This is a genomic window from Thiomonas sp. OC7 (assembly GCF_900634595.1).
GTDB classification, from domain to species: domain Bacteria; phylum Pseudomonadota; class Gammaproteobacteria; order Burkholderiales; family Burkholderiaceae_C; genus Thiomonas; species Thiomonas arsenitoxydans.
The window spans coordinates 3,531,902-3,554,420 of the sequence record NZ_LR131953.1; the positions used below are offsets into that span (position 1 = coordinate 3,531,902).

The window sequence follows — 22,519 nt, forward strand, 5'->3', positions numbered from 1 at the left end:
ACAAGCATGGCGCTGAAACAGTACAACTGGAAAGACGGCCCGGATCTCATCCAACAGCACAGTGTTGCCAAGCACCGAATCCTTCAGGCATACCTCGCCGCCTATTTCAAGACTCTCGTCAGTTCGCCCACCCAGGAGGAGATGCGCCTAACGCTTGTCGATGGCTTCGCTGGCGGCGGCCTATACGTTCACAGCGACACCAAGGAAACAGTCAAGGGGTCGCCCTTCATCTTCTTGGAGGCTACGCGAGAGGCCGAGTACTTGATCAACAAGGACCGTCGCAAGAAGGTTCATCTGCAGGTGGACTATCACTTCGTCGAGCCCGACAAGCATGCGCACCAGCATCTCGACAAGGTTCTGCGTGAAGCAGGTTACGGTGACCTCATCGGCAACGGCATCTTTCTGCACCACGCAAAGTTTCAGGACGAGGCCGACTCGATCATCGAGTTCATCAAAAAGAAAAGTCCGCGCAATGGTCGATCAATTTTCTCGCTCGATCAGTACGGTTACAAGGACGTGCCCACCAATCTGATCCGCAAGATATTCGCGAGGCTGCCTAGCGCCGAAGTGATCCTGACCTTCGGGGTCGACTCCTTCATCAACTTCGCCAGCGACGGCAAGCTGACCCAGCGTCTACTTGACGGCATCGGCGTTCCGGACGTGTTTCAAGGACGCTCAATCGATGAGATCAAAGAATCAGAACGCGATTGGCGGCTCTTTATCCAGAGTACGCTGTATCGATCACTTGTTGAGAACTGCGGGGCTAGGCACTACACCCCGTTCTTCATCCGAAACCGCAATGGGCACGGCGACTACTGGCTGATTCACCTCTCGCAGCATCACCGCGCTCGTGACGTGATGACCGAGGTCCATTGGGCCAACAACAACTACTTCATCCACTATGGTGGTGCCGGCCTCGACATGTTCCACATGGTCGGCTACGACCCCGTGCATGACGCTGCGCACCGGGGCCAGTCACCGCTGGGCTTCGAGTTCGACGACGTGGCCAGAAGATCGAGCATCGCAGCGCTGAACGAACACATACCGCGCCGGGTCTACGCCAATGACGAAGGCATCAGCTTCGGCGAACTGTTTGCGACGACCTGCAACAGCACGCCAGCATCGGCGCAAATCTACCGGGAATCGATCGGTAGGCTGCTTGATGAGAAGGTAGTACAGATCGTCAGCGCCGATGGCGCGCTGCGCAGGTCAGCGGCGCAAATCAAACCCAGTGATCAGATCGTGCAGCCTCAGCAGCGAACACTTTTTTTGACAGGTTGAATGACACTGGACCAGATGAATCTTTTTGACAAATTGTCTTTCGCTGCTTCGTTGAGCGCGGTCGTCATTTCGCTTTTCAGTTACTTGTCGCAACGCAAAGTACGGCTGCATGTTCTATACGAGCGCGTTCCCGTTTGCGGGAGCGCACTCGACCAAGTGACGCTAAACGTGAGCGCGAGCGCGAGCGCGCCAGTGGCGCTCATTGAGTTGAAATCGACCGGATCTTTCCGACTCACTCCTCGAGAGCTATTCCCTGATTTGTTTGTGCGTCACGATCACGATACGGAACGCTTTGCGCTGCCACTTCAAGGTCTCCCTGTAACCAATGCAGCAGGTCGAGACATTTCGTTCTTCATGGGGGAGCAACATGATCTGAAGTTCACTGTGATTGCTCGGTCTTCGGGTTTTCGACAAACAACAAAGACCACTATTGCCTGCCATCGTATCCTTGGACGGCAGGCCGTCGGATGTGTCGATGTGCAGAGCACCAGCGCGGTATCCAAGGCCTAGCTCTGAAAGTGACGTGACAAGGGTCTTCCATTTCCGCCCCGCCCGGCGGCGTGCTGTGCTTGCTGCGCCTCATTGCACGTCACCCGGACTTGACGCAAGAGCTTGCGGCCTGAAGGCGCAAGGGGGAGCTTGAGGAATGCCATCAGAATCTTCACTTCATGGTTCTGAACATGGTATTAACGCACTAAGTAGTTGATTTTCCATTAAGATAGAATCCCCCTCTCTCCGCCAGAACATGACCCTAAGTGATTGATTCACTTAGGGTTTTTTCATTTTTTGCCCGCGGTGTCAACAAAACTGTCATCAAGTGCATGCGAGCGGCGCGAGGGGTTTTGTCGATCCATTGGGGAGGAGGGGAGTCTTGCTCACCCCAAACGCCGAGAAACACGCAGTAACACAGTGAGAAACGTTTTTTTCAAGAAGTTGTTGTGCGCATTACACCATGAGATGTGGTGCTATATAGCGAATAAAGCTAGATAAAGCGCACTCTACCGCGCCGCACGGGCTTAACTAAGCCGCGCCAAAACACACGCCAACCTAGATCAGGGGTCGGGTCATCGCGGCCTGGAACTGGTTGGAGTGTGCAATGCATCAACAAAATCAGCAGGCGTCGTGCGGCCTCGCCACGGCCGCTGAGGCGGTGGCGTTCCTCAGACTTAGCCGCACCACCCTTTGGCGTCTTGCCCGCACCGGCCACCTGGCGCCCGTGCGGATCGGGCGCGCCGTGCGTTACCGCTGGCTCGACCTGCGCCGCCTGGCGGGCGAAGGGGGTGCGAAATGACCCGCCGCCTAATCGCCGCCCTACCGCCTCGCGCCGCCGCCGCGCTGGCGCTGGCCAGGGGATTCGATCGGGCTTGCGACCCGGCCGCCGCGTGGCTGGCCGCCCGCGAGCGGCCCACCGCCACCCCAGACCAGCTCGCCCGCGCCCTGCGCGCGGAGGCCCGGCGCGACCGCCGGGCTGGCGGGGCACACGGCCCGGCCGCCTTCCACCAGCTGCCTGAGGGCTTCGACGCGGTGGGAGGTGATGACCCTGCAGATCTAGTGGGCGCTGACCAAGAGGTCGGGCAACGCGTCGGCCTGGCCGCAGCCCTGGCCGAACTTGAGCCGGCCAGCGACTCCCGTCGCCTCGCGGCTTCTTGCCGGGTCTCTCAGCGCCGGGCGCAGCAGGTGCTGGCTGCGCGCCGCCGCGCGCTCGATGCGGGGCAGGGGGTGCTGCTATGAACCCCATCCGCGAAACGCACGCGGGCGGCGTGCTGCGCGTGAGCGCCCCGCCCGGCGCATGGGGCAGCGTGCCCTTGGCGCTGATCGAGGACGTCCGCCTGGATTTGGCCGCGCGGGCGGTGGCGATTTGGCTGGCCACCCGCCCGGCGGGCTGGCAAATTTCAGTCGCCCACCTCCTCTCAGCACTGCACCTCGGGCGCGATCGCTGGCGCCGCATCGCGGGGGAATTGCAGTCGGCCGGGTACCTCGCGCGGAGTCCCACCCCCAGCGGCCCAGGCGGGCGCTGGGTCTGGGAAATCGTTTTTTGCGCGATTCCGACCACCGCGGGCGGCGAGTTTCCGGCAAGCGCTCCGGCCCAACTGCAAAAAAAACGGCGCGCGGCGCCCAGCGCCTCGCCCGAGCGGGGAGTGATCGAGATCGATGCGCCCACCGGGATCCAACATGCTCCCCGCAACGCGCGCGACGCCGCCGCCCTGGCGGAGATCCGGAAGTTCCCTCCCCCGGAAATCGACCGGGCGGTCGCTCAGGCGGCTGCCGCAGACGATCTCGGCAGGGCCTTTCCGTCGCGAGTGCTCCGGGCGCTGAGGCAGGGCGCTGCTGCGCCAAACTCGGCCAGAAACCGCCCCGCTTGGATGGCGCGCCGCCAGACTCGAGACGACGATGGCGTTAGCGCTAGCGCCAAAACGATTTTGGGGGTGGCCGAATGGACCGACTGACCGAGCAGGCGCGGCGCGCAAACGCGGCAGGGCGCCTGGAGGTGTTGAACCGCGAGGCCGATGCGCGGGGCCGCCGCGCAGACGGTCCTGCGCTGCAGAGTGCGCTGCGGCTCGTGGAGGAGCGAATTTTGCCCGCGCTGGCGGGCCCATACCCTAACGTCCTGCGCGCGGTGCAGGATCCCGAAATTGCTGATCTGTGGATCCAGGGGTGGGCCGCACAGGTTCTGGCAAACCGACTCACGCCAGCGGAAATCGACACTGGTTTGGCAGGCGTGGCCAGCGTGCTGCAAGCACACGGGAGCCCGCCGCTCTCGTTTGCTCACTTTCTGGAGGCATGCCGTCAAGATGCCCAAAAAATGGGCAGGGACTTGGAGGCCCACAGACCCTGCCCGCCTGCGCTTTGCCGCGATCTGCGACAGGACCGGCAGTGGTGTGCCGCCCGCGATGAAGCCCTAGCAAAACTGCGCAAGCTGGGGTGGGTGCGCTAGGGGCTCCTGAATGGTTTCACCGCAGGCGCGTCCCGCGCCTGCTTTTTGATATCAGCCGCCTTCGTGCGGCTTTTTTCCGTTTGACCGTGGCCGTGTTTTCCGGCGACGGTCGAACCGGCGACGGTAAACCCGTCGATAGAGTCAGATGGAGGCTGAGCAAGATTGAGAACCCCCTTAAAAGAGAGAGGGCGCTTTGCGCCCTCACGCGGGCGCGCAGCGCGCCCGCGGGGCGGAGCCCCCTCTCTTGCTGGGGGCGCTGGTTTATTTCGCTGGGCGGTGAATGGCGGCAGGCATGGGCAATCTCGCCCATACCCCATATACCCCAGGAGACCACCACCATGCTTCCCGTCAACACCCTGCGCCAGATCGCCGAACTGTTCCCCACCCAATCCCAGAATCTCGATGAATGGCAGCGTGGCTTCTGCCAAGATCAGCTCGCGCGCCTCGAAAAATGGGGCGACGACATCCGTCTGTCCGAGAAGCAGGCCGCCGTGCTCGAAAAGGCCCTGTCCGCCATGCAGAAGCAGGGGGGTGAGGCGTGAGCGGCGGCCTCATCGCGCTCGCTCTGGCGAGCGTCACCGGCCTGCTGGCCGTGTGGCTGTGGCTGGGCCAGGCATCCACAGTCAACACCACCGCCGATCTGCAGCGGGCTGAGCAGCGGTGCGAGCAGGCGCGGTTTGACGCGAGATTCGACGCCACGCTGTCCGCCCCCAACCCCGCGCAGGCCGCGTCAGACGCAGCCCGTGTGGCCCGTGCCTGTGGCGAAGCGCAGCAGGCCCGCGTCCAGCAGCGCGCGCAGGCCGCCAGCCAGGCCAAGCAGATGCAGGACTTGCAGCAGTCCCTTTCCAACTCATTCAGCCCCGCATCTCAACCGAAGAAGGAGCAATCCAAATGAAGATCACCATCATCAAACTCTTGCCGCTGTCGCTCGCCATTGCGGCCCTTGCGGGCTGCCACCAAGGCGGGGTGGGGGTGGACTCCGGCGCGAGCCAGAAGGCCGCCACAACCTTGGAAAACGGCTTGCAAAGCGACCGCAGCATTCACTCCAGCACGTCAGCCCAGGCCAGCATCCATATGCCGGCCAGCGCACTTGCCCTGCAGGCCTTCACCAGCTTCGGCAAGCAGGCTTTTCTTCCACCGGCAGGCCCAGCATCCAGCCCTGAGCAAACTCAGCTCGCTTCCATCATCTGGGCCGGATCAATGGAATCCCCCACAAAAATCGACGAGCCGGCCTCTGCGCAGACTATGGGCGCAATTTCCGTCGCCGCGATGGCCTACCCCTGGCAGGGTTGGCCGTATTCATGCTTTGGATGCTCGAAGGAAGCAACGTGGGCGCGCGGCATGGCGCAGCGGGTCGTGTTCAGCAACACCATCCTCAGCCAAATCCTGCCCAAACTCTCTGCCCGGACATTGGCCGATCCAAACGCCGCGCAAGTCGCAATCATCAGTGAATACAAAAAGATTCCGGCGGCGCAATTGGTCGCCGCCTACAACCAGGCGGGACAGCAGGTTCAGGGCGGCATCAATTTTGACTTCTCTGGGTCTCAGCCCGCGCCGGTGCACTTCATGATCGGCAACAACGACTTTCAGGCCAGCCCGACAGGCTGGAAGTGGAGCATGGCTGGCGTGCCTTGGTTCGGCGAGGGCCGAATCAGCGGGAAGGACATGGAGTTGAGCCTCGCATCCGCCATCGACAAGTCGCAGGGCCAGTCCAGCGGCACCGGGTCCAGCACCAGCACCGACACCGAACAGGGAGTAAGCGGCAGCGTCGGAGTCAAGTAACCGCTGCGGCGATCAGCAGCACCACCAGCCCGGCCAGCGCGCCGGGCTTTTTTGTTCCGCGCGTGAGATGCCGTTGCCCGATGCGTTTCGCCGCCAGGTGAATAAGGGTATGGGCGACATGCCCATGCCAAACATCGGAGCACACCATGCGCCTCTCCCGCTTCTTCACCCCAGCCGTCTTCCTCTGCCTCTGCGCGGCAGCGTTGCCGGCCCGTGCCGGCCAGCCCGCTGGCATCAGCGTCAACGACCCCGCAGCCTACGCGCCGGAGTTCGTCACCACCGTCCCCAGGCTGAGCCTCGATACGTCGATCGGCAGCCTGCACTTCCCCTCCGGCCTGGGTGGTGACCACTTCAATGACTTCAACCTCGGGCTGGGCGTGGAGTGGCCGCTGACGCCCACTTACTCCTTGATGACCGGCGTCTATCGCAACAGCTACGACCGCGCGAGCTTCTACTCCGCGCTGGCCGTGACGCCTTTGGCCTGGCGGCTGGAGCCAGGCGCCTGGCGTTGGCTTATGCGGCCGGGATTCATGGTCGGACTGGCGAGCGGCTACGGGCGCGACGAAAACCCCGTCGCGCCGCTGTTCGGCGCGGGGCTGCTGCAAATCCGTGATGTGAGAACCGGCATCGGCATCAACCTGATCGGCGAGCCGCGCATCGATGGCCAGGCCGGGTTCATCGGGTTGCAGCTCGTGACCCCGCTCGCGCCATGAACGACCTGCTCACCCTGCTGCACGCTGCGGACAAGCTTGACTCAGGCCGCTGGCTGATGCGCTGCCCCGCACATCGCGGGGCGCTCGCATCCAGCCTTGAAGTCACCCTCGAAGCTGGCCGCTATCACCTGGTCTGCATGTGCGGTTGCGCGCCAGACCAAATTCTTGAAGCCGCCCGGCGCGCGATTTCGCGGCCGCGTGAATAGACATGTCCGTATCCAAAGAATGGAGTTCAACATGAAGAACCGCAAGACCATCACGCGTGCGGCACTCGCCGCCATCATCTTCGTCGTCGTCGCGCTGGTCGCGTCGCGCATGGTCGGCGACCACGGTGCACTACCCGCACCGCCGCAGCCGCCGCATGCGCATGCGGGGAGCGCGAAATGAAAGCCGTTGGCCGTCATGTCTGGCGGCTGCTGTTCCCACAGCGGCTGCCGACTCTGCGCCGCCCGGCGCGTGTCATCCAACCATTCTTCCCACCAACCCATCAGGAGAAAAGTCATGTCCACCATCAATGCCCTGCTGAAAAAACGCGCCAGGCTCGAAGCGCAAATCGCTGAAGCCCAGCGGCTTGAAAAGCGCAAGGCCGAAGTGCTGGCCCTGCTCGAAAAGGCAGGCGCGTTCAACCTGACCGATGCGCAAATTCTGGCCGCGCTGACCCCCAAGGCAGCGCAGCCGCCATCCACCAGCTACGCCAACACCGGAGCCACGCCGTGATGCTCAAACCGCACAACATCCCCCGCATGGCCCGCTCTGAAATTCTGGCGCGCGCCGAGGCCAAGCAAACCATCGTGCTCGACTTTCTGGCATCAGGCGAGGTCTGGACGACCAGCCCCATCCTGCAAGAGCTGCTGGGCCTGTCGGCACGACGCGTGCACAGCCTAGCGCAGCGGATGGAACGCGACGGCCTGCTGAAGTCCGCCAAAATCGAAGGGTTTGGACGGCTGGAAAATGCGTTTGGCATCACATCAACGGGGATCGCATTTGCCAAGGACGCCGCCCCCGACTGCCCGCGCTTTGAAAGCCTGCCGTCGCCCCCATTCATGGCGCACCACCTCGACACCCAGCGCGCCCGATTGCAGGCAGAAGCCGCAGGCTGGACGTGGGAGCCGGGCAAGCTGCTCTACAACAAGGGCTGGCACAAAGTGCCGGACGCGCTGGCGACCTCACCCGGCGGCGAGCGTGTCGCCGTCGAAATCGAGCGCACGATCAAGACCCCGCTGCGCTATCAACAGATCATCCCGCAAGCATTGCGCGATGTAAAAGCCGAGCGCTACTCGCGCATCGTTTACATCAGCCCGCAGGGCAGGGCCGATGCAGTTTCGCGCGCACTGCACCGCGTCACCGTGGTCAAAGTCGCAGGCGACAGCGTGAAGCTGACCGATGCACACTGGGCGCGGTTCAGCTTCTCAAATCTCGCAGACTGGCCCGAACCGGGAGCGCAGAAATGAAGACCCTGCTGCGCTGGCTGGGCCTCGTATTGACGTTGATCGTCGCCCGCGTATTGCTTGCTCTGGCGATCCTGGGCGGTGTCGTTTTCCTCATCGGCACTGGCCTGCAAAGTGCTGGCTTGCCCATCCCAACCGCTGCGCAGATCGAGCAGCGCATGCAGCCCGCACTGCATCAACTCGCCCCGCTGCTGCAACGCATTCACCCGGTAGGACCAGCAAGCGAGGCAAGCCCGTTTCAACCCCCAACCCCTGCGCAATCCCAACCCTGACCCTCGCGCGTTTCCGCATGGCGGGCCGCCCCCGGCCCGTGCAGTTTCGCGCGATGGCTCAGCGCGAAAACGCGTACCCATCCCGCCGCTTCACGCGCCGCATGCCTAGGATTGCGCTCGGCGCATGACGACGGCGCGACGTGGGGCGCGTCGGTGCGCCAAAGGCACGGGGATGTCAGAGGGTCGGTGAGGCTCGGGCTGAAGCCCTCGGCCCGGCTGGACGCCGGGCAGACCTCACCTGAGCGCTAGGGCGCTCCCCCTCTCACATCCCCGCAAAAGACGGCGACGGCACCCCCCTCAGCTTTGCTGAGGGGGTAGGCGGCAGTAGCCACCGGCTCGCTTCGCTCGGCCCTTCGGGCTGACCTGTCCGCTACGCGGCCAGTTCCCCGGCGTCTACTGCCGCCTACCCCCTCACCTGCGGCTCGGGGGGCTGCGGGATGGGGGAGAGGCAAGTGTCGCGCCAGTTTGTTCGCTGCGCTCACAAAACTGTCACGCCCCTTGCATCTCCCCCTCTCACTCCGTCACTCGCCTTTGGCTCGTTCCGTCGTTCGCCCTTGTCCTCGTCCCGCCTGTCGGCGGTTCTCGGATCGGCCCTCGGTTCGCTGGCGCTCACCTCGCCCGACCTGCGCTCGCACTCGGCATTCGGTCGCTGCGCGCCCTCATGTCCTCGTGTCTTCGCTTGTGCCGTCGGGGCTTCGCCCCCAACGGAACCGGCACGCTGGGGCGTGCCTGCCTCGGGCGGTTCGGGACTCGACTGCGCTGTCGCTTGTCAAGCCCCTCTCCGTCCACTCGGCTTCCGTCGGCCCCCCCAAGCAAGCCGGTCTGGACGACCGGCACCAGGCCAATGCAAGCCGCGCTCGTTGGCGCGGCACCAGGCGAGGGCTTACCGATTTCGCGCGGTCGTGAATGGCTATATCCCTCTCACTTTTTGGAGCATCGTCATGTTCAATCCACAAGCACTCGCCGGTTCCCTTGTCGCTGATTTTTTTCTGTGGCTGATGCACCTGCCCGTGCTGGGTCTGGCGTCGGGCTGGTTTGTGTTCGCGTCGAATGCGCGTCATCAGGGCGATGAAAAAAAGGCGGAACTGTTCACGCTGTTCGGTCTGATCGGCGTGTTTCCCGCGCTCGCCATGATCGTGCTGCCTTTCATCGCGCGTTCGGTTTTTCACAGCGCTTGGCTGCCTGGATTGTGGTATCCGACCGCCTATGCGTTCGCGTTCGCGCTGGGCATCGGCGCCGCGCTGTACTGGCACCGGGTGTGGGTTCCGCGCATGAATTTCATTGCGGCCAAGCTGACCAAAAAGACGGAGCTTGAGCGCAACCGCCGAACCGACGTGCGCGAGATCGGCAAGTTTCTGCCTGCGAAAATCGGCGCGTATGACCCGCAGCAGTATGTCGATTCGCGCAAAGGGCTGCTCATCGGTCTGGACGAAAAGAAGAAGCCGGTCTACATCGATTACAACGATTCCCGGATTCAGCACATGTTGCTGACTGGACGCACGCGCTCGGGTAAAGGCGTGGCCGCACAGATCATCATTTCGCAGCAGATTCAGCGCGGAGAATTCGTCGTCGTGCTCGACCCGAAGGTCGACAAATGGATGCCGCATGCGTTCCGCGATGCGTCCGTCAAGGCCAATGTTCCCTACCATTTTTTGGACCTGCGGCAATCCGCGCCGGCGCAGTGCAACCCGTTTTCCGGGTGTGATGCTGAGACGCTGGAGAACATGCTGGTCGGCGGTTTTTCGCTCACAGAAAAGGGTGAGGCCGCAGACTTCTACCGCCTGTCCGACCGCAAAGCCGCCCGCCAGTGCGCGCAGTGGCTGTCCGTGAATCCCGGCGCCACGGCTCGGGATGCGCTGGCCGCGCTGGGGGAAGACTGGGCCAAGGATGGCGATGCGGAAGCCGTCGCCTTCCATGCTTACATGCAGGAAATGGCCGACCTCGATGCGGTGAATGCGCGCTCGGGCGGCATCGACATTACATCGGGGGAGCGGACCGGCGGGTGTTTGTATGTCGTGGGCGACATGATCAACCCGCGCATCATTCGGATGCAGCGAATGATTCTTTTGCGTTTGCTGTTTCTCGCCAAGAATCGCAAGGTGATCGACGCGGAAGCGCGCCCGATTTTGGTCCTCGCGGATGAATTCAAGGTGCATATTTCCCGCCCCTTCATGACTTCGCTGGGCGCATCGGCGGGCTGGGGACTGCACACCATCCTTGCATTCCAATCCCTGCAAGATTTGGCCGACTGTCCAGCCGACCTGGACAAGGACATGGTGAGGGGTGCGGTGATGGAAAACTGCGCCGTGCAGCTCTCCTACGGGATCAAAGACCCGGACACGGCGCTGTGGCTGTCCACCAGCACCGGCACCATCCTGGTGGATGATGAAACCCGCACTGTCCAGAAGAACGTCGCGCTGACCGAGACAGTGCATGGCGAGCGCCGCATCAGCATGGCCGAGCGGCCATTCATCGACACCAACATGTTCATGAACCTGCCCGAGTCCTGCGGTGTGCTCGCCATGCCCGGAACGCTGGCGAGGTTCGCGTACACCAGCCCGCCGAAAACGACCCGCAGCGAGGCGGCCATCACACCCACCCCAGGGGAGATGACCAAGGCCCCGGCGAGTGGTGCCGGCAGCATTGAGATGCCGGCAAACGACGCGGCGACAAGCATCGACGTGTGATCGCATGTCGCATGCGACAGGATGCGTCACGTCGCATGCGACAAGACGCGACATGCGACATGCGACGCGGCCAGCAAGCCTGGCAGGGGGCGACGTGCATGCCACCGGGCTGCTCGCCTCGCTTCGCGCCCGGCTTGCTCACCAGCCCGCAGGAGCCACGCTGCGCGGTTCCTGCGGGTATCCAGCGGGCCGCAAGCGGCCCGGACGATACGCCCCTGCGGGGCGCTAACAGGGCTTTGCCCCGCATGGCGCGGGTGAGTTCGCCCGCGTGCGAATTCGCCGAGCGGTTCTCAACGATCAGTCGGGCACACCGACTTCTGCGCCTTTTCTCGCCCGGTCGCTGCGCTCCCTGCAAGTCCTGCGCGCCAGCCCCTGCGGGGCCGCAGGAGCCGCTTCGCTGGGCTCCTGCTCTGGCACTTGTCCTTGCAACTCGAAATGCCCCTACGGGGCACCGGCTTGAAGCTCGGTTTGTGAGTGCCCGACCGACCGATGAGAACCTAAACCACCCCGGGGAACAACCATGCACACAGACAACCTCAACACCCCCCGCGCCACGCAGCGCGACGCCCTGTCCACGCAGGCCCTCACTCCCAATGAGGGGGTGAAAGACACCGCCATGACCGAAATCTTCGGCGAACCCATCAGCGTCTACACCCGCGCTCAGGCCATCGAGGACGGGCAACTGATCGATATGTCCGCCACCGCCCGCGAGGCTGGCATCGTCTGGCCCGTGGCGCTGACCGCCGCCGCATGGGCCGACTGCGTGGCCTGGACGGACGCCGACGAGAAGCGCAAGGGCTACACCGGGCAGTCGGAAAGCGGCAGGCTGTGGGATGTGTGCTGGATGCTCTCTCGCGTCGTCCTGCGCGCTGCACGGCACGGCCTGCAAGCCACCCCGGCGCATCCGATGTATGTCGAACTGCTGCGCACCCCGCGCGAAGGGCGCGGCGTCAGGCCCCGCCTGGCGCACCTGAAATTCATCGTCGGGTCGGACGATGGCGGGCGGCCAGTCATCACTGTGATGCTGCCGGGCGAAGACTGAACACCAGCCCGGCATTTCGCCGGGCGGTGAATAGGAGTAACCGGGCGCGGCCCGGCGGCAACCACATCCCGGAGTTCATCATGAAAAAAGCGATTCTTTCCATTTCCCTTGCGGCGGCTGCCGGTCTCGCCGCAGTCCCTTCCGCCATGGCGGCGCAGGCTGGCGACGGTCAGCAGCAGGGCGCCATTGCGAATCTGGGGAGCATGGTGCTCCACCCCATTTTTGCGGCGTACAAGCAAGATTGCCTCTCCGGCGGCGGGAATTGGGTGCCAGCCGAGAAGGGCCTCGCCTGGTCCTGCCGCAACAGCGCTGGGCGGTTCGGGAACATTGGCCTGCCAAAGGGGCAGGCAGGCACGCCCCTGCTATTTGTCGTTGTGGTCAAGGCGGACGAGACGGCCAAGACCCTGGAATACACCGTCTATGTCGGCGGTCACTTTGCGGAAGTGACCGCGGCCATGAAGCCCGCGCCCAGCGACGAAGGGGCGAGCAAGTGAAGCTGCTATTTGCCGCATCCATTCTGTCCGTATTGCTCGGGGGGTGCGCAGCCCCACCCGCCAACGATTTCCTGGTCGGGAATTGCGCACCAACCGCCTGCACGTCCGCTGCCGGGCTGCCGCCCAAAGAGCCAGGCAGCGCATGGTTTGGGGTGAGCGAGCAAAAGCGGGTCGCCGCCTGCCTGCAAACCTGCGCGCCGGATTACGGCGAAATCAACCGCTGGCGAGGCGCGGGGAAATGGGAGACGGCGCGTTCCGATGGGGCCATCCTTGCCCGAGCACTCGACCCCACACTCAACACAAACCGGAAAAAACCATGACACTGACAAAACAAAGGAACGCCCTGATCTTGGCGCTCGCCCTGGGCGTTGCAGCCGTGATGGCCTGCGCGCCCGCCTTCGCGGGAGACGGCCCGGGGTACTCATTCAGCCAGGGCGCGACCGTGAACGGCCGCAAGCAGGAATATTCCTCGAGCATCAACCTCTCCTCGTTTGACCCCAAACAGATTGCGTATCGGATTTTCCAGGTGATGCACATCGCGCAGTTGCAGGTTGGCTGGGGCGAGGGGGTGGATTCGCCGCTAGACCTGCCGCCAGCCATCGTGCGGGTCTGGGCGACCTTCGCTCTTCCACGCCCTCTGCCTGCAGGGTCAAAGGCGCTGGACGCGCCAGACGTGCTCGACCTGTACCGCCGCGCGCTCCGCTTGTATGCCAGCGCACCAGGCGTGAACATGGCAGACGGCGGCTATGGCGGCGATGTCGGCGGGCCGTATTGGGGCGTGCTGCCCGTCATGTGGGCGGTCGATGCCTACCGCGCGGGCATGTTGGACAAAAATACGTACCTGTTCAACTTGGAGATGTGTGAGCGGCGATCCGGCGCGGCGGCGCTCGGCGAGGATATGGGAGGGGTGATGTATGCGACCGAGCCGCTGTCATGCCTGGTCTCGAGCTATCTGACGGCATACGGCGCCGCGCCGACGCGCAGCGGGTTCATTCAGGGCAACCTGCAAGGGCTGGTGCCGCTATGCGAGCTCAGCCAGGGCAACACATGCGGAATCAACGACGGCTGGCTGAAACAGCGGGATGCGTTCGCGCAGGCAGCTGTGAGCGCGGCGCGGGCGTATCGTCAAAACGCGGAGCAGGAGAGGAAGCGCCGCATCGTGGAGATGCACCTCGCGGCGCAGGCGGCCTATACCCGCTTCACAGGCAAGGCGCCCCCCGAGACCGACACCCGGCCCCATCCTTGGGTACCGGCTGGAACGTGGTGCGCTTCGCGCTTGCCGGGCGGCCAGGGCAATCCAGGCTATACGCAGTGCGTCGTGAACCGAATGAATGTGGAGATTCAGAAATGACCGCGCCCGCTCTCCCCGTCTTCGCGCTTGCTCTGCTTGTCGCCGTGCCTGCCTGCGCCGGGGTCATCGGCCACCGCGAGCACGACAACTCCAACGGGCGCACGGCCGGCGTGGAGATTCCCCTGGCGCCCGTGCTGGGCAAGGCCCTGACCCGCGCCGGACTCCCCGAGGCGCAGGCGCTGCAGCCGTGCGCAGCGGGCTGGCCGGTGTCGCCGCTGCTCGACCATGCACAGGCCCGCGCCTGGGTCGCGGGGCAGGTGCGGGCCGCATGCGTGGTGTCGGCGACGGAGACCACCCTTGCGAACCGGCTCACGGGCCGGGTGTGGCCGTCCGCCGATGCGCTGCAGGCGGCGGCCGACCAAGCCGCCCGGACCATCGACCTGGCCGCCATGCGCCGCGCCTGTCCCAGGCCCCGCCTGGACGCGATCACAACCATCTCAGGGGACGCGGTGCAGGCACAGGTCGGGCAGCACGTGGCCTACGCCTGCGGGCCAGATGGCGTCACGATTGCTCGCGATGGCGCAGTGTTCTTCGGCGGCGGCGTCATCGACGGTCGCCAGTACCGCGTTGGGCTGGAACATGGCAGCAGCGACAAGTCGAGCGTGGGAGGGGCGTTTCTCAGCCCATGAGCCGGCCGCGTGGTGTGGTTAAGCTCGCAGCGGAATAATCCGGGCGCCGGTTTCGCGCCGCCCGCATGGCCCGCCTGGTGCTGGCCGCTAGCCCGGGCGACCAGGGCGAGCCAGTCATCGCCGTGATGATGCCCCGTGAGGACTGACCCCATGCGGGCGTCCCGAAGTACCATCGCTGCATCGGTCAGCGTCAAAAAATCCATGGTCGCACCGGCACGGGAAACGGGAATAAGTGTCAACCGGAGTCCATTATGTCCCTGGAGCTAGACATCAACTTGGTAAATCCAAACCTCCATGAGAAGGACTTCATTTACCCGAGAGATTTCGGCGCTGGTCGACCGAACAAGGCAATCTTTAAATTTCGCCACATCGCCGAGTGGCGTGAATATCTGCTGACGCTCCAAATCCGCAGTGACAGGGTGCCGACGATTCACGCGGTGGCTTACCATGCGGCGCTGCACATGCTTCTATTATCGTGGGTTGACGGGTCCGTCACCAAGCCGGCGGAAATGCAGGCGCTACGAAGTCTTGAAGCTGCGTTGATTGGCGTCTACTTTCAGCCGCTTTGCAAGCGAGAGGAGGAGAGGCGCGAGCGTTGGCTAAAGCGGTGCCGGGGATGCGCAGCTTGTGTGGAATGTAGGAAATTCGATCGCGAGAAATTCAGGCCCGGTCTCAATAAGCTACTCGACTACATGGTTGCGCATGATGAGCTCAACCCAGCCTTACACAGCGAAGCGAAGAAAAGAGATCGAAGTGCCATCAATATTATCAGAAACGGTATCGCGCACGGAGATCTCTTTAATGCTCTGCCGTGGGGCGGGCTGTTCGACGTGGTGCGAGAAATTATCGAACACGCCTACAGAAATTACCCAGAATCCGTCGAGTATCCTGCCTATGTTCCTGCGGCCGAACACAATAATGGCGATGCCGGCGAACTGTTCGGACACGTTCGCGCTTTATGGTGAATTTGAGGGCCAATCATGACTTTCTCTGTCCGCCTCTTATTATCGTACTCGCTGCTTGCAGTTGGATCTGTCGCCTACGCCAGCAACATCTCCGGAACTTACGTCGGCTTGTACTCGAATGCCGCCGACTTGCTACAAGTCGTTGAGCGACCCGATGGCTCGATTCTCGGGCACTACGAGCAGGTGATGTTGTCGTCTGCCGGAACCGGGATCAGCAGGATGAATGCCACGGTCACTGGCGCTGTCAGTGGTGACACGCTCGTGCTGACGCTGAAACCCGCAGAGTTCATGGGTACCGCAATCCCCCTTTCCGGGACGATCCGCGGTGACATAGTGCAACTCTCCGGCGGGTCTGGCGGAAACAGCTTTGATGTGGTTATGAGGCCGTCCAGTGAATCCGTGTTCACGCAGCAGGTCCAACGATTGACTGCACAGGCAAACCAGGCTGCGACCGTCGATGCCGCGCAGAGGACTCTGGCACACACGGAAAAGGTAATCGAACACCTGACGGAGTGGATGCGCGATTACTCAAAAAATGCAATCGTGCATCTGCAACGCTTGCCGAAGGCGCCGGCCGCGTGGGCGAAATTCACTGAAAGGATGCAGGCGGCACTGACGAGGGAAATGAGCCTTCCAACCCAGAGTTATGCGAGAAGTCAAGTTGACTACGCGATCGGATCAATGGACTACCAATTCAACAGTTGGCACTATGGCTTGCAGTCTGTCGAATCGTCATTTGGGTACTCCGGTGGAAAGATCGCTATCCCCAAGGAGCAACAAATTGCAAGCGAGCAGGCGCTGGCGTACTGCGGCGTTGCCGGCCATTCTGCCACGCCAATTTGTGAAAAATTCTCCACTACGTACGCCAATTTCCGCACCACGGTGCAGCAATTGGAGCAAGCGTTCACGATAGCGGAAACGGCTTGGAAAGCGGAGCATGCCAAGCAGAAGGCCATCGAGAAGCAGGCCGATGCGCTGAGCAAGGACGGCTGAACCTGCTCGGTTTGAGGAAACCGACGGGCAAACCCTAATTACTTGCCGAGCGCGAAGCTGGCGACGTAAGGTAATCTGCCCACTCAAGCATCAACTTCCGCCGCTTCTCCAGCAAGTCCCCGCGCCGGTACGCCGCCTCGACCTGGTTCTGGATGGTGTGCGCCAGGGCCATCTCCACGACCTCGGCTGGGAAGCTGGAGTTCTCCGCAGCCCAATCCCGGAACGCCGACCGGAACCCGTGGACCGTCAGGCCCGGTCGCATGCCGCGCAAAAGCTCCAGCATCGCCATGTTGCTGACCGGCGCGATCGCGTCGGCCGGCAAGTCGGGCCGAGGCTTGCGCGCCTTGCCACCCCAGAACACCACGTCCGAGCCATCCATGCGGGGCAGGGCGCGCAGCAGCTTCACCGCCTGCGCAGATAGCGGCACCCGATGCTCTCGCTGGGCCTTCATGCGCGATGCCGGGATGATCCACATCGCCGCGTCCAGCTCGAACTCAGGCCAGCGTGCACCGATGACCTCGCCCGTGCGGCACGCCGTCAAGATGGTGAACTGCAAGGCCCAGGCGCTCATGCTCGATCGCTGCTGCAGCTCAGCCATGAATTCGGGCACTTCGGCCCAGGGCATGGCGGCGTGATGCTCGACCCGCCGCCGCTTGCTGATCGTCGGCAGCACCGCGTCCAGATGCCCGCGCCAGGTCGCGACGTTCTCGCCGGTGCGCAGTCCGCGCGCCTTCGCCGCCGACAGCACCGCCTCGATGCGCTGGCGCAGTCGTGTCGCCGTTTCGTGTTTGTCCTTCCAGATCGGCGACAGGGCGCTCAGCACGTCCTCAGTCGTGACTTCGGCCACCGGCTTGCTGCCGAACTTCGGGAAGGCGTAGGCGCGCAGGGTGTTAATCCACTGATCGGCGTGCTTGGGGTTCTTCCAGCCCGGTTTCATCGCCTCCCAAAGCTGGTTTGCCACGCCCTCGAAGGTGTCTAAAGCCGTTTTGATGACAGCGGCCTTGGGGCGGATTTCAACTGCCTCACCGCGCCGGATTCTGGCGCGCAGATCGGCCACCTTGGCGACGGCATCCGCCAGCGACAGATCAGCTTGGGAGCCCAGTGAATACTCGCTTGCGCGGCCGTTGACCATGTGCCGGAAGGTCCAGAGACTCGAACCCCCGCGCACCCGCAGGTACAGTCCCGTGGCGACCCGATGCAGGCCGTCCACCTTCGATAATTTGCGCACTTCCTGCGCTGTTAATTGTCCCTTCGCCACGCACGTACTCCGCCAAGACCTCTGTCCACAAAATTGTCATCAAAAACGTTGGAACTGTCATCAAACTTGGGCAACGACGTGAAACAACGGAAATCCCCAACTGATGGAAAAACAAGAGAAATTGCGACGGCATGGAACGGCGTGAAACGTCAACCATACAGACCCTCTCTCCGCCAGAATTGATCCAAAGTGATCCCTCAAAGCCCCACGCAGTCTCTGCGGCGGGGCTTTTTCATTGGGGGGAGCGTCCATAATCGTCCCGTTGCATCCGGGGCGATACCACGCCAGCCAGCCACCAATCGTGGTATCGTCCATGGCATCCAGAAGGGCGATACCATGAGTCTCACCGTGAAGGCTGTCGAGGCAGCCAAGCCGCAGGAGCGGCCCTACAAACTCACCGACGGCGGCGGCCTGTACCTCTTTGTGGCGCCGACCGGGCTGAAGAGCTGGCGCGCCAACTATGCGCAGACCGGCAAACAGCGCACGCGGACCTATGGCCGCTACCCGACCATGTCTCTGGCGCAGGCCCGCGCTGCGCATGCGCAGGCCAAGAGCGCGTCGACCGACGCAGCGACTGCCACGCCCGCCGCGAAGGTCGCACCGACGTTCAAGGCGATCGCGGAGCAGTGGCTGAAGATCAAACTGCCGTCCCTGTCCAACGGCAAGCACCAGGGGCAGGTTGCCGGGACGCTGGAGCGCTTCGCGTACCCCGCGATTGGTTCGCTCCCGATCGACCAGATCCCGCGCACGAAGCTCGTTGAGGTGGTGCAGGCCGTGCAGAAGGGCGGCCGCGTTGAAACGGCGCATCGGGTGGCCGGGCGCATCGCGGCGGTGTTCGATTACGCGCAGGATGTGGGCTACATCGAGAGCCACGGTGCCGGCGGCTTGGTGCGGGTGCTGCAGCCGCGCAAGGTGAAAAAGCCGATGGCCAGTATCCCGCCAGGCGAGGCCGGTGCGCTGCTCGCGGCGATCGACGGCTATGAGGAGCCGGTCACCCGCCTGGGGCTGCAGTTGCTGGCCTTGACCTTCGTGCGCGTCGGCGAGTTGCGCGGCATGCGGTGGGCTGAGCTGCGCGAGGACGGCGCGGTCTGGGTGGTCCCAGAGGACCGAATGAAAGCGGGACTGCCGCATGTCGTGCCGCTGTCCCAACAGGCGCGGGCTGTGCTCGAACGACTCCGGGTGTTTACTGGCGATCGCGATCTGGTGCTGGATTCACCCCTGCGCCCGGGGCACCCGCTGTCTGAGAACACCTTCCTGTTCGCGCTTTACCGGCTGGGCTATCGAGGCCGAATGACGGCGCATGGATTCCGGGCACTGGCGTCCACGGTGCTCAATGAACAATCTGGCTTTGCGCACGATGTCATTGAACGCCAGCTCGCGCACCGGGAGACTGACGCGGTTCGTGCGGCGTACAACCGGGCCCAATATCTCGATCAGCGTCGAGGGCTGATGCAGTGGTGGGCGGACTGGCTGGATCGTCAGCGCGAGTCGGATCGGCCACCCGCCATCGCGTGAGACCGCCGATCCGCACGGGCTGCGGCCGATGAGCACTCATAGACCGTCCGGCCGGTTTTAGATCTGCGCGGTTGCTCGGAAGGCAGCGTCCGCCACCGGCCGGCTGCTGACCGTCAATGGGGTGGCGCCAATGTCCGCTCTGGGGCTGATCGACGCCACAAGAGGATTGACCTCGCCTCGATAGACCCGTATTCCCGCCGGCGCACGACCCTCACCGAGCCTTCCGAATTAGTCATGGCATGCTTACCCGCTGGCAGTAGGATCGAATTCCGGTTAGATGCCCCAGAGCAAGTCAGTGAGTGCCGCCGCCTTCCTGTCCAAACCGAAGCGGGTACATTTCAGGAAAATCACGAGGTGTGACACCAGTCGCGCCGGGGAGAGTGTTTTGGATGAATCAGTTGTGGAGGCTCCGATGCTTCCAAACATCGCGCTGCCGGTTTTCAGGTCACTGAAGATCGCTGGCTACGAGCTGTTCCCGGGCGCGGGCGACGCCGGGATCGACAGGCCCATCCTGCCTGGCGTCACCGTCATCGCGGGCATCAACGGCCTTGGCAAGACCACGCTGCTCAACGTGATGCTGCGGCTGTTGGTCGGACCGTTCAATCCTCAGAAAGTCAATCCGTTCGAGGTCGGCGCCAAGTCACACGATCTGGTAGGGTGGAAACACGCCCGACGCTTCTTCAGGTCGCGGGTGAGTGATGGCGCGGTACACGCAACTGCGCGCGCGGGGATCTCGATCGGAACGCACGATCTAACGGTCGAGCGGGCACTCAAGGATCTTTCGATCACGTACCTCGAATACGACGGTGCCGAACTTGATCCGACAGAAGCAGAGTATGGGCGGGTCGTCGTGGAGGCCACCAACGTCGCACAGCGCTACGACTTCGACTTCCTCGTCCGATACCTCGTGTTCTTCCTTGAGCACAGGATCCCACTCTTTTGGAACGAGCGGGGCCAAATTGAAGCCTTCCGCATCTTGCTGTGTGAGGCCCAACTGGCCGATGACTTCAGGAAGATGGAAGACGACATCCGGACCAAGGACAGCCTGTACCGGAACCATCGATGGCATGTCAACTCGCTACGGAACAAGCTGCTCAGGGAACGCAGCTTGCTCGCCGGGTCCTCTGGGCAGGCCGCAAAAATCGCCGCACTGAGCGAGGAACTTCAGGCACTGAGGACGCGCGAAACCGACTTAATCAAAGAAATCAACAGCCTCGCGAGCGAGCGGTCAAGCCTTCGATCTTCAATCCTTATTCGCAAGATCGAGCTTGAAGAGGCAACACGTGCTGCTGAAGGGCTTCAGCAGGGCTTCCTTCTCAGCATCTTCCCTGAGATGAGTGACACAGCGCGGCACGTCTTCGGCTCGCTCTTGAGCAGTCGAGGGTGCACCGTCTGCGGCAATAGAAGCGCACGCGGACAGCTTCGCCTTCAACGGCTCCTCGACCATGGTGACTGCCCTGCCTGTGAGAGCCCTCCGGAGGAACAGGAACAGCATGCTCGGCACGACGACCTACCGCGAGACCAGCTTGAGATGGTCGCGGCGACGGTTGCAAGGCTGAGCAAGTCCATCGCTGGTGAGGAGGCCCGAGTGCGAGAACTCGACTCGCAGTTGCGGCAGCTGTTCATTGAAGAGCGAGCGGCCAAGCAAGAAATGGCAGACAGACTGTCAGTCCTCAGGCACGCCTCTGCTGAGTTGCCAGCAACGGCTGAAGAGCTTCAGGCTCTGGAGATTCAAGTCGAAGACGGGGATGCCGACCTTGCTGTGAAGTTGGCTGAACTGAACGCCCTGTACGCGCAATACGAGGATTTGCTGGCAGCAATCACCGCAAGGGTCACGCAGGTGGCAGAGAAGGTGAAGGAGAAGTTCGCCCAGTACTCCAAGGCGTTCCTGTCTGAGTCGTGCTCGTTGGGCCAGCAAACTTATGGCGAGACGCTCGGCGAGTCGCGCAGGTTCACCTACCCTTGCTTCAACGTCTTCATGACGTCAGCCGTTTCCCCGGAGGAAGAGACGGAGCGCACCCACACGGACGACGTCTCCGAGTCGCAGCGTGAGTTCATCGACCTGGCTTTTCGGATGGCTCTGATCGCAGCGGCCACGTCCGAGAACGCTCGGTCCATGCTGGTGATCGAAACGCCTGAGGCCAGCCTGGACACCTACTTCGTCAAGCAGGCCGGACAGATGCTGCGAGAGTTTGCCGCCGGCGAGTCCGCCGATGGCAACGTGGTCATCGTCTCCTCCAACTTGGCATCCCAGAACATGATCCCCGCCCTCCTGGGACTTGATGAGACCATTCCTGAGGATGCTTGGCCCGATGCGTCGCAGGTCAACGCGCGCGTGATCAACCTGCTCGCAGAGGGTGCACCGAATGCCGCTCTCCGAGACCGCCGCCGCTTCTACGAGGAGTTCCTGGAGGTATCCACCAAGGGAAGAATCGCCTATGCCCGCAGCTGAAGCATCCCTTCGCAGCCGGGCCTGGATCCTCGGTCTGGTGGTCATGGCCAATTGGTCCGGCCTGCGGCCCTTATCCAAGTCCCATGCGCACGCGCTGGTGTTTCTCGCCAACAGCCTGGCACCGATCTACGAGGACACCGGATTGGAAACTCGCGTCATCAAGCACGAGCACGGCCCTTTCTATCCGGATGCCCAGTGGGATCTGGATCGTCTAGTTGGCCAAGGTCTGCTGCAGGTATCCGGCGTGACCTTGAGCGACACCGGCGGGCGCTGGTGGATGGATGGCTCCTACGAGGTGAGCGCCAGCGGCAAGGCTGCCTTTAACGAGTGCAGAAACCTTCCACTCCTGCGCCGCTCGTACCGTTTCCTGCTCGAGCTCACCAACGCATTTGCATCGCTGCAGCAGGACGCGCGAAATCGAGCCGCGTTGGTGGATGCGATCTACGCGACCCCAAATCGCGCCAATCGAACGGCCCTTGTGTTCGAAGAGGCCGAGGAAAACTTCTCCAGCCTCACCGCAGTCGCCTTTGACGAGCTGGCCGGTCCGGACATCGTTCTCACACCCAAAGAGCGTCTTCAATTGTACTTCGGCTACCTGGAGGACAACGCCAAAAAGGCTGGGAGCCACGCGTCATGAGTGGCGTCGACAAGCTCCCTCAGCACGTGGACAGATCGGCAATGCAGGTCGTGGTCCGGTCTCGG

Annotated in this window: 28 protein-coding genes; 26 read left to right on the forward strand and 2 right to left on the reverse strand. The window is 63.0% G+C overall.

Annotation, left to right across the window (positions count from 1 at the left end; translation table 11 throughout):
* Window positions 1–6 precede the first annotated feature (6 nt).
* The 9 genes from BIO17B3_RS16950 to BIO17B3_RS16990 all read left to right on the forward strand — a co-directional run bounded on the left by BIO17B3_RS16950 (window position 7) and on the right by BIO17B3_RS16990 (window position 5,998).
* The gene (locus tag BIO17B3_RS16950; protein ID WP_156054906.1) at window positions 7–1,281 is read left to right on the forward strand and encodes a three-Cys-motif partner protein TcmP; all 1,275 of its coding nucleotides are present in this window, start codon (window positions 7–9) and stop codon (window positions 1,279–1,281) included.
* Window positions 1,282–1,791, forward strand: coding sequence for a hypothetical protein (locus BIO17B3_RS16955; RefSeq protein ID WP_156054907.1), 510 nt, complete (start codon window positions 1,282–1,284; stop codon window positions 1,789–1,791).
* Window positions 1,792–2,377: 586 nt separating this feature from the next.
* Window positions 2,378–2,572, forward strand: coding sequence for a helix-turn-helix domain-containing protein (locus BIO17B3_RS16960; RefSeq protein WP_156054908.1), 195 nt, complete (start codon window positions 2,378–2,380; stop codon window positions 2,570–2,572).
* On the forward strand, window positions 2,569–3,012 hold the full coding sequence (locus BIO17B3_RS16965) for a hypothetical protein (RefSeq protein WP_156054909.1): 444 nt from the start codon (window positions 2,569–2,571) through the stop codon (window positions 3,010–3,012). The genes BIO17B3_RS16960 and BIO17B3_RS16965 overlap by 4 nt, the downstream gene beginning before the upstream one ends.
* Window positions 3,009–3,728 (forward strand): hypothetical protein, encoded by a 720-nt coding sequence (locus BIO17B3_RS16970; protein ID WP_156054910.1) that lies wholly within the window; start codon window positions 3,009–3,011, stop codon window positions 3,726–3,728. The genes BIO17B3_RS16965 and BIO17B3_RS16970 overlap by 4 nt, the downstream gene beginning before the upstream one ends.
* Window positions 3,716–4,216 carry a hypothetical protein gene (locus tag BIO17B3_RS16975; RefSeq protein WP_156054911.1) on the forward strand — a complete coding sequence of 167 codons (501 nt, stop codon included), beginning with the start codon at window positions 3,716–3,718 and terminating at the stop codon, window positions 4,214–4,216. Before BIO17B3_RS16970 ends, BIO17B3_RS16975 begins: the two co-directional genes overlap by 13 nt.
* A gap of 338 nt (window positions 4,217–4,554) precedes the next feature.
* On the forward strand, window positions 4,555–4,758 hold the full coding sequence (locus tag BIO17B3_RS16980; protein WP_156054912.1) for a hypothetical protein: 204 nt from the start codon (window positions 4,555–4,557) through the stop codon (window positions 4,756–4,758).
* Entirely contained in the window at window positions 4,755–5,111 is a 357-nt protein-coding gene (locus BIO17B3_RS16985; protein ID WP_156054913.1) for a hypothetical protein, read from the forward strand. Before BIO17B3_RS16980 ends, BIO17B3_RS16985 begins: the two co-directional genes overlap by 4 nt.
* On the forward strand, window positions 5,108–5,998 hold the full coding sequence (locus tag BIO17B3_RS16990; RefSeq protein WP_156054914.1) for a hypothetical protein: 891 nt from the start codon (window positions 5,108–5,110) through the stop codon (window positions 5,996–5,998). Before BIO17B3_RS16985 ends, BIO17B3_RS16990 begins: the two co-directional genes overlap by 4 nt.
* On the opposite strand, the gene BIO17B3_RS16995 is transcribed toward BIO17B3_RS16990, so the two are convergent.
* The gene (locus BIO17B3_RS16995) at window positions 5,991–6,146 is read right to left on the reverse strand and encodes a hypothetical protein (protein ID WP_156054915.1); all 156 of its coding nucleotides are present in this window, start codon (window positions 6,144–6,146) and stop codon (window positions 5,991–5,993) included. The two genes, BIO17B3_RS16990 and BIO17B3_RS16995, sit on opposite strands and share 8 nt — an antisense overlap.
* On the opposite strand from BIO17B3_RS16995, the gene BIO17B3_RS17000 reads away from it, so the two are divergent.
* The 14 genes from BIO17B3_RS17000 (at window position 6,145) to BIO17B3_RS17060 (ending at window position 16,592) form a co-directional block, all read left to right on the forward strand.
* Window positions 6,145–6,711: a hypothetical protein gene (locus BIO17B3_RS17000; RefSeq protein WP_156054916.1), complete on the forward strand. Its 567-nt coding sequence runs from the start codon at window positions 6,145–6,147 to the stop codon at window positions 6,709–6,711. The genes BIO17B3_RS16995 and BIO17B3_RS17000 overlap by 2 nt on opposite strands.
* Window positions 6,708–6,917 (forward strand): hypothetical protein, encoded by a 210-nt coding sequence (locus tag BIO17B3_RS17005; RefSeq protein ID WP_156054917.1) that lies wholly within the window; start codon window positions 6,708–6,710, stop codon window positions 6,915–6,917. Before BIO17B3_RS17000 ends, BIO17B3_RS17005 begins: the two co-directional genes overlap by 4 nt.
* A 31-nt stretch (window positions 6,918–6,948) precedes the next feature.
* A complete protein-coding gene (locus BIO17B3_RS17010) occupies window positions 6,949–7,098 on the forward strand; it encodes a hypothetical protein (RefSeq protein WP_156054918.1) in 150 nt (49 codons plus the stop codon).
* 114 nt (window positions 7,099–7,212) lie between these two features.
* Window positions 7,213–7,428: a hypothetical protein gene (locus tag BIO17B3_RS17015; RefSeq protein WP_156054919.1), complete on the forward strand. Its 216-nt coding sequence runs from the start codon at window positions 7,213–7,215 to the stop codon at window positions 7,426–7,428.
* Entirely contained in the window at window positions 7,425–8,162 is a 738-nt protein-coding gene (locus tag BIO17B3_RS17020; protein WP_156054920.1) for a hypothetical protein, read from the forward strand. The genes BIO17B3_RS17015 and BIO17B3_RS17020 overlap by 4 nt, the downstream gene beginning before the upstream one ends.
* A complete protein-coding gene (locus tag BIO17B3_RS17025; protein ID WP_156054921.1) occupies window positions 8,159–8,431 on the forward strand; it encodes a hypothetical protein in 273 nt (90 codons plus the stop codon). The genes BIO17B3_RS17020 and BIO17B3_RS17025 overlap by 4 nt, the downstream gene beginning before the upstream one ends.
* 941 nt (window positions 8,432–9,372) lie before the next feature.
* Window positions 9,373–11,118 carry a type IV secretory system conjugative DNA transfer family protein gene (locus tag BIO17B3_RS17030; RefSeq protein WP_172981007.1) on the forward strand — a complete coding sequence of 582 codons (1,746 nt, stop codon included), beginning with the start codon at window positions 9,373–9,375 and terminating at the stop codon, window positions 11,116–11,118.
* 520 nt (window positions 11,119–11,638) lie between these two features.
* Window positions 11,639–12,160: a DUF6573 family protein gene (locus tag BIO17B3_RS17035; protein ID WP_232054328.1), complete on the forward strand. Its 522-nt coding sequence runs from the start codon at window positions 11,639–11,641 to the stop codon at window positions 12,158–12,160.
* An 80-nt stretch (window positions 12,161–12,240) separates the two neighbouring features.
* Window positions 12,241–12,654, forward strand: coding sequence for a hypothetical protein (locus tag BIO17B3_RS17040; protein WP_156054923.1), 414 nt, complete (start codon window positions 12,241–12,243; stop codon window positions 12,652–12,654).
* Window positions 12,651–12,974: a hypothetical protein gene (locus BIO17B3_RS19290; RefSeq protein WP_156055355.1), complete on the forward strand. Its 324-nt coding sequence runs from the start codon at window positions 12,651–12,653 to the stop codon at window positions 12,972–12,974. The genes BIO17B3_RS17040 and BIO17B3_RS19290 overlap by 4 nt, the downstream gene beginning before the upstream one ends.
* Entirely contained in the window at window positions 12,971–14,005 is a 1,035-nt protein-coding gene (locus tag BIO17B3_RS17045) for a hypothetical protein (protein WP_156054924.1), read from the forward strand. The genes BIO17B3_RS19290 and BIO17B3_RS17045 overlap by 4 nt, the downstream gene beginning before the upstream one ends.
* Window positions 13,966–14,634 (forward strand): hypothetical protein, encoded by a 669-nt coding sequence (locus BIO17B3_RS17050; protein ID WP_156054925.1) that lies wholly within the window; start codon window positions 13,966–13,968, stop codon window positions 14,632–14,634. The genes BIO17B3_RS17045 and BIO17B3_RS17050 overlap by 40 nt, the downstream gene beginning before the upstream one ends.
* A 251-nt stretch (window positions 14,635–14,885) precedes the next feature.
* The gene (locus BIO17B3_RS17055; RefSeq protein WP_156054926.1) at window positions 14,886–15,599 is read left to right on the forward strand and encodes a hypothetical protein; all 714 of its coding nucleotides are present in this window, start codon (window positions 14,886–14,888) and stop codon (window positions 15,597–15,599) included.
* 15 nt (window positions 15,600–15,614) lie between these two features.
* The gene (locus BIO17B3_RS17060) at window positions 15,615–16,592 is read left to right on the forward strand and encodes a hypothetical protein (RefSeq protein WP_156054927.1); all 978 of its coding nucleotides are present in this window, start codon (window positions 15,615–15,617) and stop codon (window positions 16,590–16,592) included.
* Between the two features lie 34 nt (window positions 16,593–16,626).
* Here BIO17B3_RS17060 and BIO17B3_RS17065 read toward each other — a convergent pair whose 3' ends face one another.
* Window positions 16,627–17,850 (reverse strand): site-specific integrase, encoded by a 1,224-nt coding sequence (locus BIO17B3_RS17065; RefSeq protein WP_156054928.1) that lies wholly within the window; start codon window positions 17,848–17,850, stop codon window positions 16,627–16,629.
* A gap of 336 nt (window positions 17,851–18,186) precedes the next feature.
* Here BIO17B3_RS17065 and BIO17B3_RS17070 point away from each other — a divergent pair, with 336 nt between their 5' ends.
* The 3 genes from BIO17B3_RS17070 (at window position 18,187) to BIO17B3_RS17080 (ending at window position 22,454) form a co-directional block, all read left to right on the forward strand.
* Window positions 18,187–19,365 (forward strand): integrase arm-type DNA-binding domain-containing protein, encoded by a 1,179-nt coding sequence (locus tag BIO17B3_RS17070; RefSeq protein ID WP_156054929.1) that lies wholly within the window; start codon window positions 18,187–18,189, stop codon window positions 19,363–19,365.
* 412 nt (window positions 19,366–19,777) lie between these two features.
* Entirely contained in the window at window positions 19,778–21,817 is a 2,040-nt protein-coding gene (locus BIO17B3_RS17075) for a hypothetical protein (protein WP_156054930.1), read from the forward strand.
* Window positions 21,804–22,454: a hypothetical protein gene (locus tag BIO17B3_RS17080; protein ID WP_156054931.1), complete on the forward strand. Its 651-nt coding sequence runs from the start codon at window positions 21,804–21,806 to the stop codon at window positions 22,452–22,454. Before BIO17B3_RS17075 ends, BIO17B3_RS17080 begins: the two co-directional genes overlap by 14 nt.
* Window positions 22,455–22,519 lie beyond the last annotated feature (65 nt).

Coding starts and splice junctions, on each gene's coding strand:
- BIO17B3_RS16995 (WP_156054915.1), bottom strand. CDS start 6,146: ATGGTGTGCTCCGATGTTTGGCATGGGCATGTCGCCCATACCCTTATT.
- BIO17B3_RS16990 (WP_156054914.1), top strand. CDS start 5,108: ATGAAGATCACCATCATCAAACTCTTGCCGCTGTCGCTCGCCATTGCG.
- BIO17B3_RS16950 (WP_156054906.1), top strand. CDS start 7: ATGGCGCTGAAACAGTACAACTGGAAAGACGGCCCGGATCTCATCCAA.
- BIO17B3_RS17035 (WP_232054328.1), top strand. CDS start 11,639: ATGCACACAGACAACCTCAACACCCCCCGCGCCACGCAGCGCGACGCC.
- BIO17B3_RS16970 (WP_156054910.1), top strand. CDS start 3,009: ATGAACCCCATCCGCGAAACGCACGCGGGCGGCGTGCTGCGCGTGAGC.
- BIO17B3_RS17070 (WP_156054929.1), top strand. CDS start 18,187: ATGAGTCTCACCGTGAAGGCTGTCGAGGCAGCCAAGCCGCAGGAGCGG.
- BIO17B3_RS17075 (WP_156054930.1), top strand. CDS start 19,778: ATGCTTCCAAACATCGCGCTGCCGGTTTTCAGGTCACTGAAGATCGCT.
- BIO17B3_RS17060 (WP_156054927.1), top strand. CDS start 15,615: ATGACTTTCTCTGTCCGCCTCTTATTATCGTACTCGCTGCTTGCAGTT.
- BIO17B3_RS16960 (WP_156054908.1), top strand. CDS start 2,378: ATGCATCAACAAAATCAGCAGGCGTCGTGCGGCCTCGCCACGGCCGCT.
- BIO17B3_RS16965 (WP_156054909.1), top strand. CDS start 2,569: ATGACCCGCCGCCTAATCGCCGCCCTACCGCCTCGCGCCGCCGCCGCG.
- BIO17B3_RS17045 (WP_156054924.1), top strand. CDS start 12,971: ATGACACTGACAAAACAAAGGAACGCCCTGATCTTGGCGCTCGCCCTG.
- BIO17B3_RS16955 (WP_156054907.1), top strand. CDS start 1,282: ATGACACTGGACCAGATGAATCTTTTTGACAAATTGTCTTTCGCTGCT.
- BIO17B3_RS17055 (WP_156054926.1), top strand. CDS start 14,886: ATGTCCCTGGAGCTAGACATCAACTTGGTAAATCCAAACCTCCATGAG.
- BIO17B3_RS17025 (WP_156054921.1), top strand. CDS start 8,159: ATGAAGACCCTGCTGCGCTGGCTGGGCCTCGTATTGACGTTGATCGTC.
- BIO17B3_RS16975 (WP_156054911.1), top strand. CDS start 3,716: ATGGACCGACTGACCGAGCAGGCGCGGCGCGCAAACGCGGCAGGGCGC.
- BIO17B3_RS17005 (WP_156054917.1), top strand. CDS start 6,708: ATGAACGACCTGCTCACCCTGCTGCACGCTGCGGACAAGCTTGACTCA.
- BIO17B3_RS17080 (WP_156054931.1), top strand. CDS start 21,804: ATGCCCGCAGCTGAAGCATCCCTTCGCAGCCGGGCCTGGATCCTCGGT.
- BIO17B3_RS16980 (WP_156054912.1), top strand. CDS start 4,555: ATGCTTCCCGTCAACACCCTGCGCCAGATCGCCGAACTGTTCCCCACC.
- BIO17B3_RS17015 (WP_156054919.1), top strand. CDS start 7,213: ATGTCCACCATCAATGCCCTGCTGAAAAAACGCGCCAGGCTCGAAGCG.
- BIO17B3_RS17030 (WP_172981007.1), top strand. CDS start 9,373: ATGTTCAATCCACAAGCACTCGCCGGTTCCCTTGTCGCTGATTTTTTT.
- BIO17B3_RS17040 (WP_156054923.1), top strand. CDS start 12,241: ATGAAAAAAGCGATTCTTTCCATTTCCCTTGCGGCGGCTGCCGGTCTC.
- BIO17B3_RS17000 (WP_156054916.1), top strand. CDS start 6,145: ATGCGCCTCTCCCGCTTCTTCACCCCAGCCGTCTTCCTCTGCCTCTGC.
- BIO17B3_RS17010 (WP_156054918.1), top strand. CDS start 6,949: ATGAAGAACCGCAAGACCATCACGCGTGCGGCACTCGCCGCCATCATC.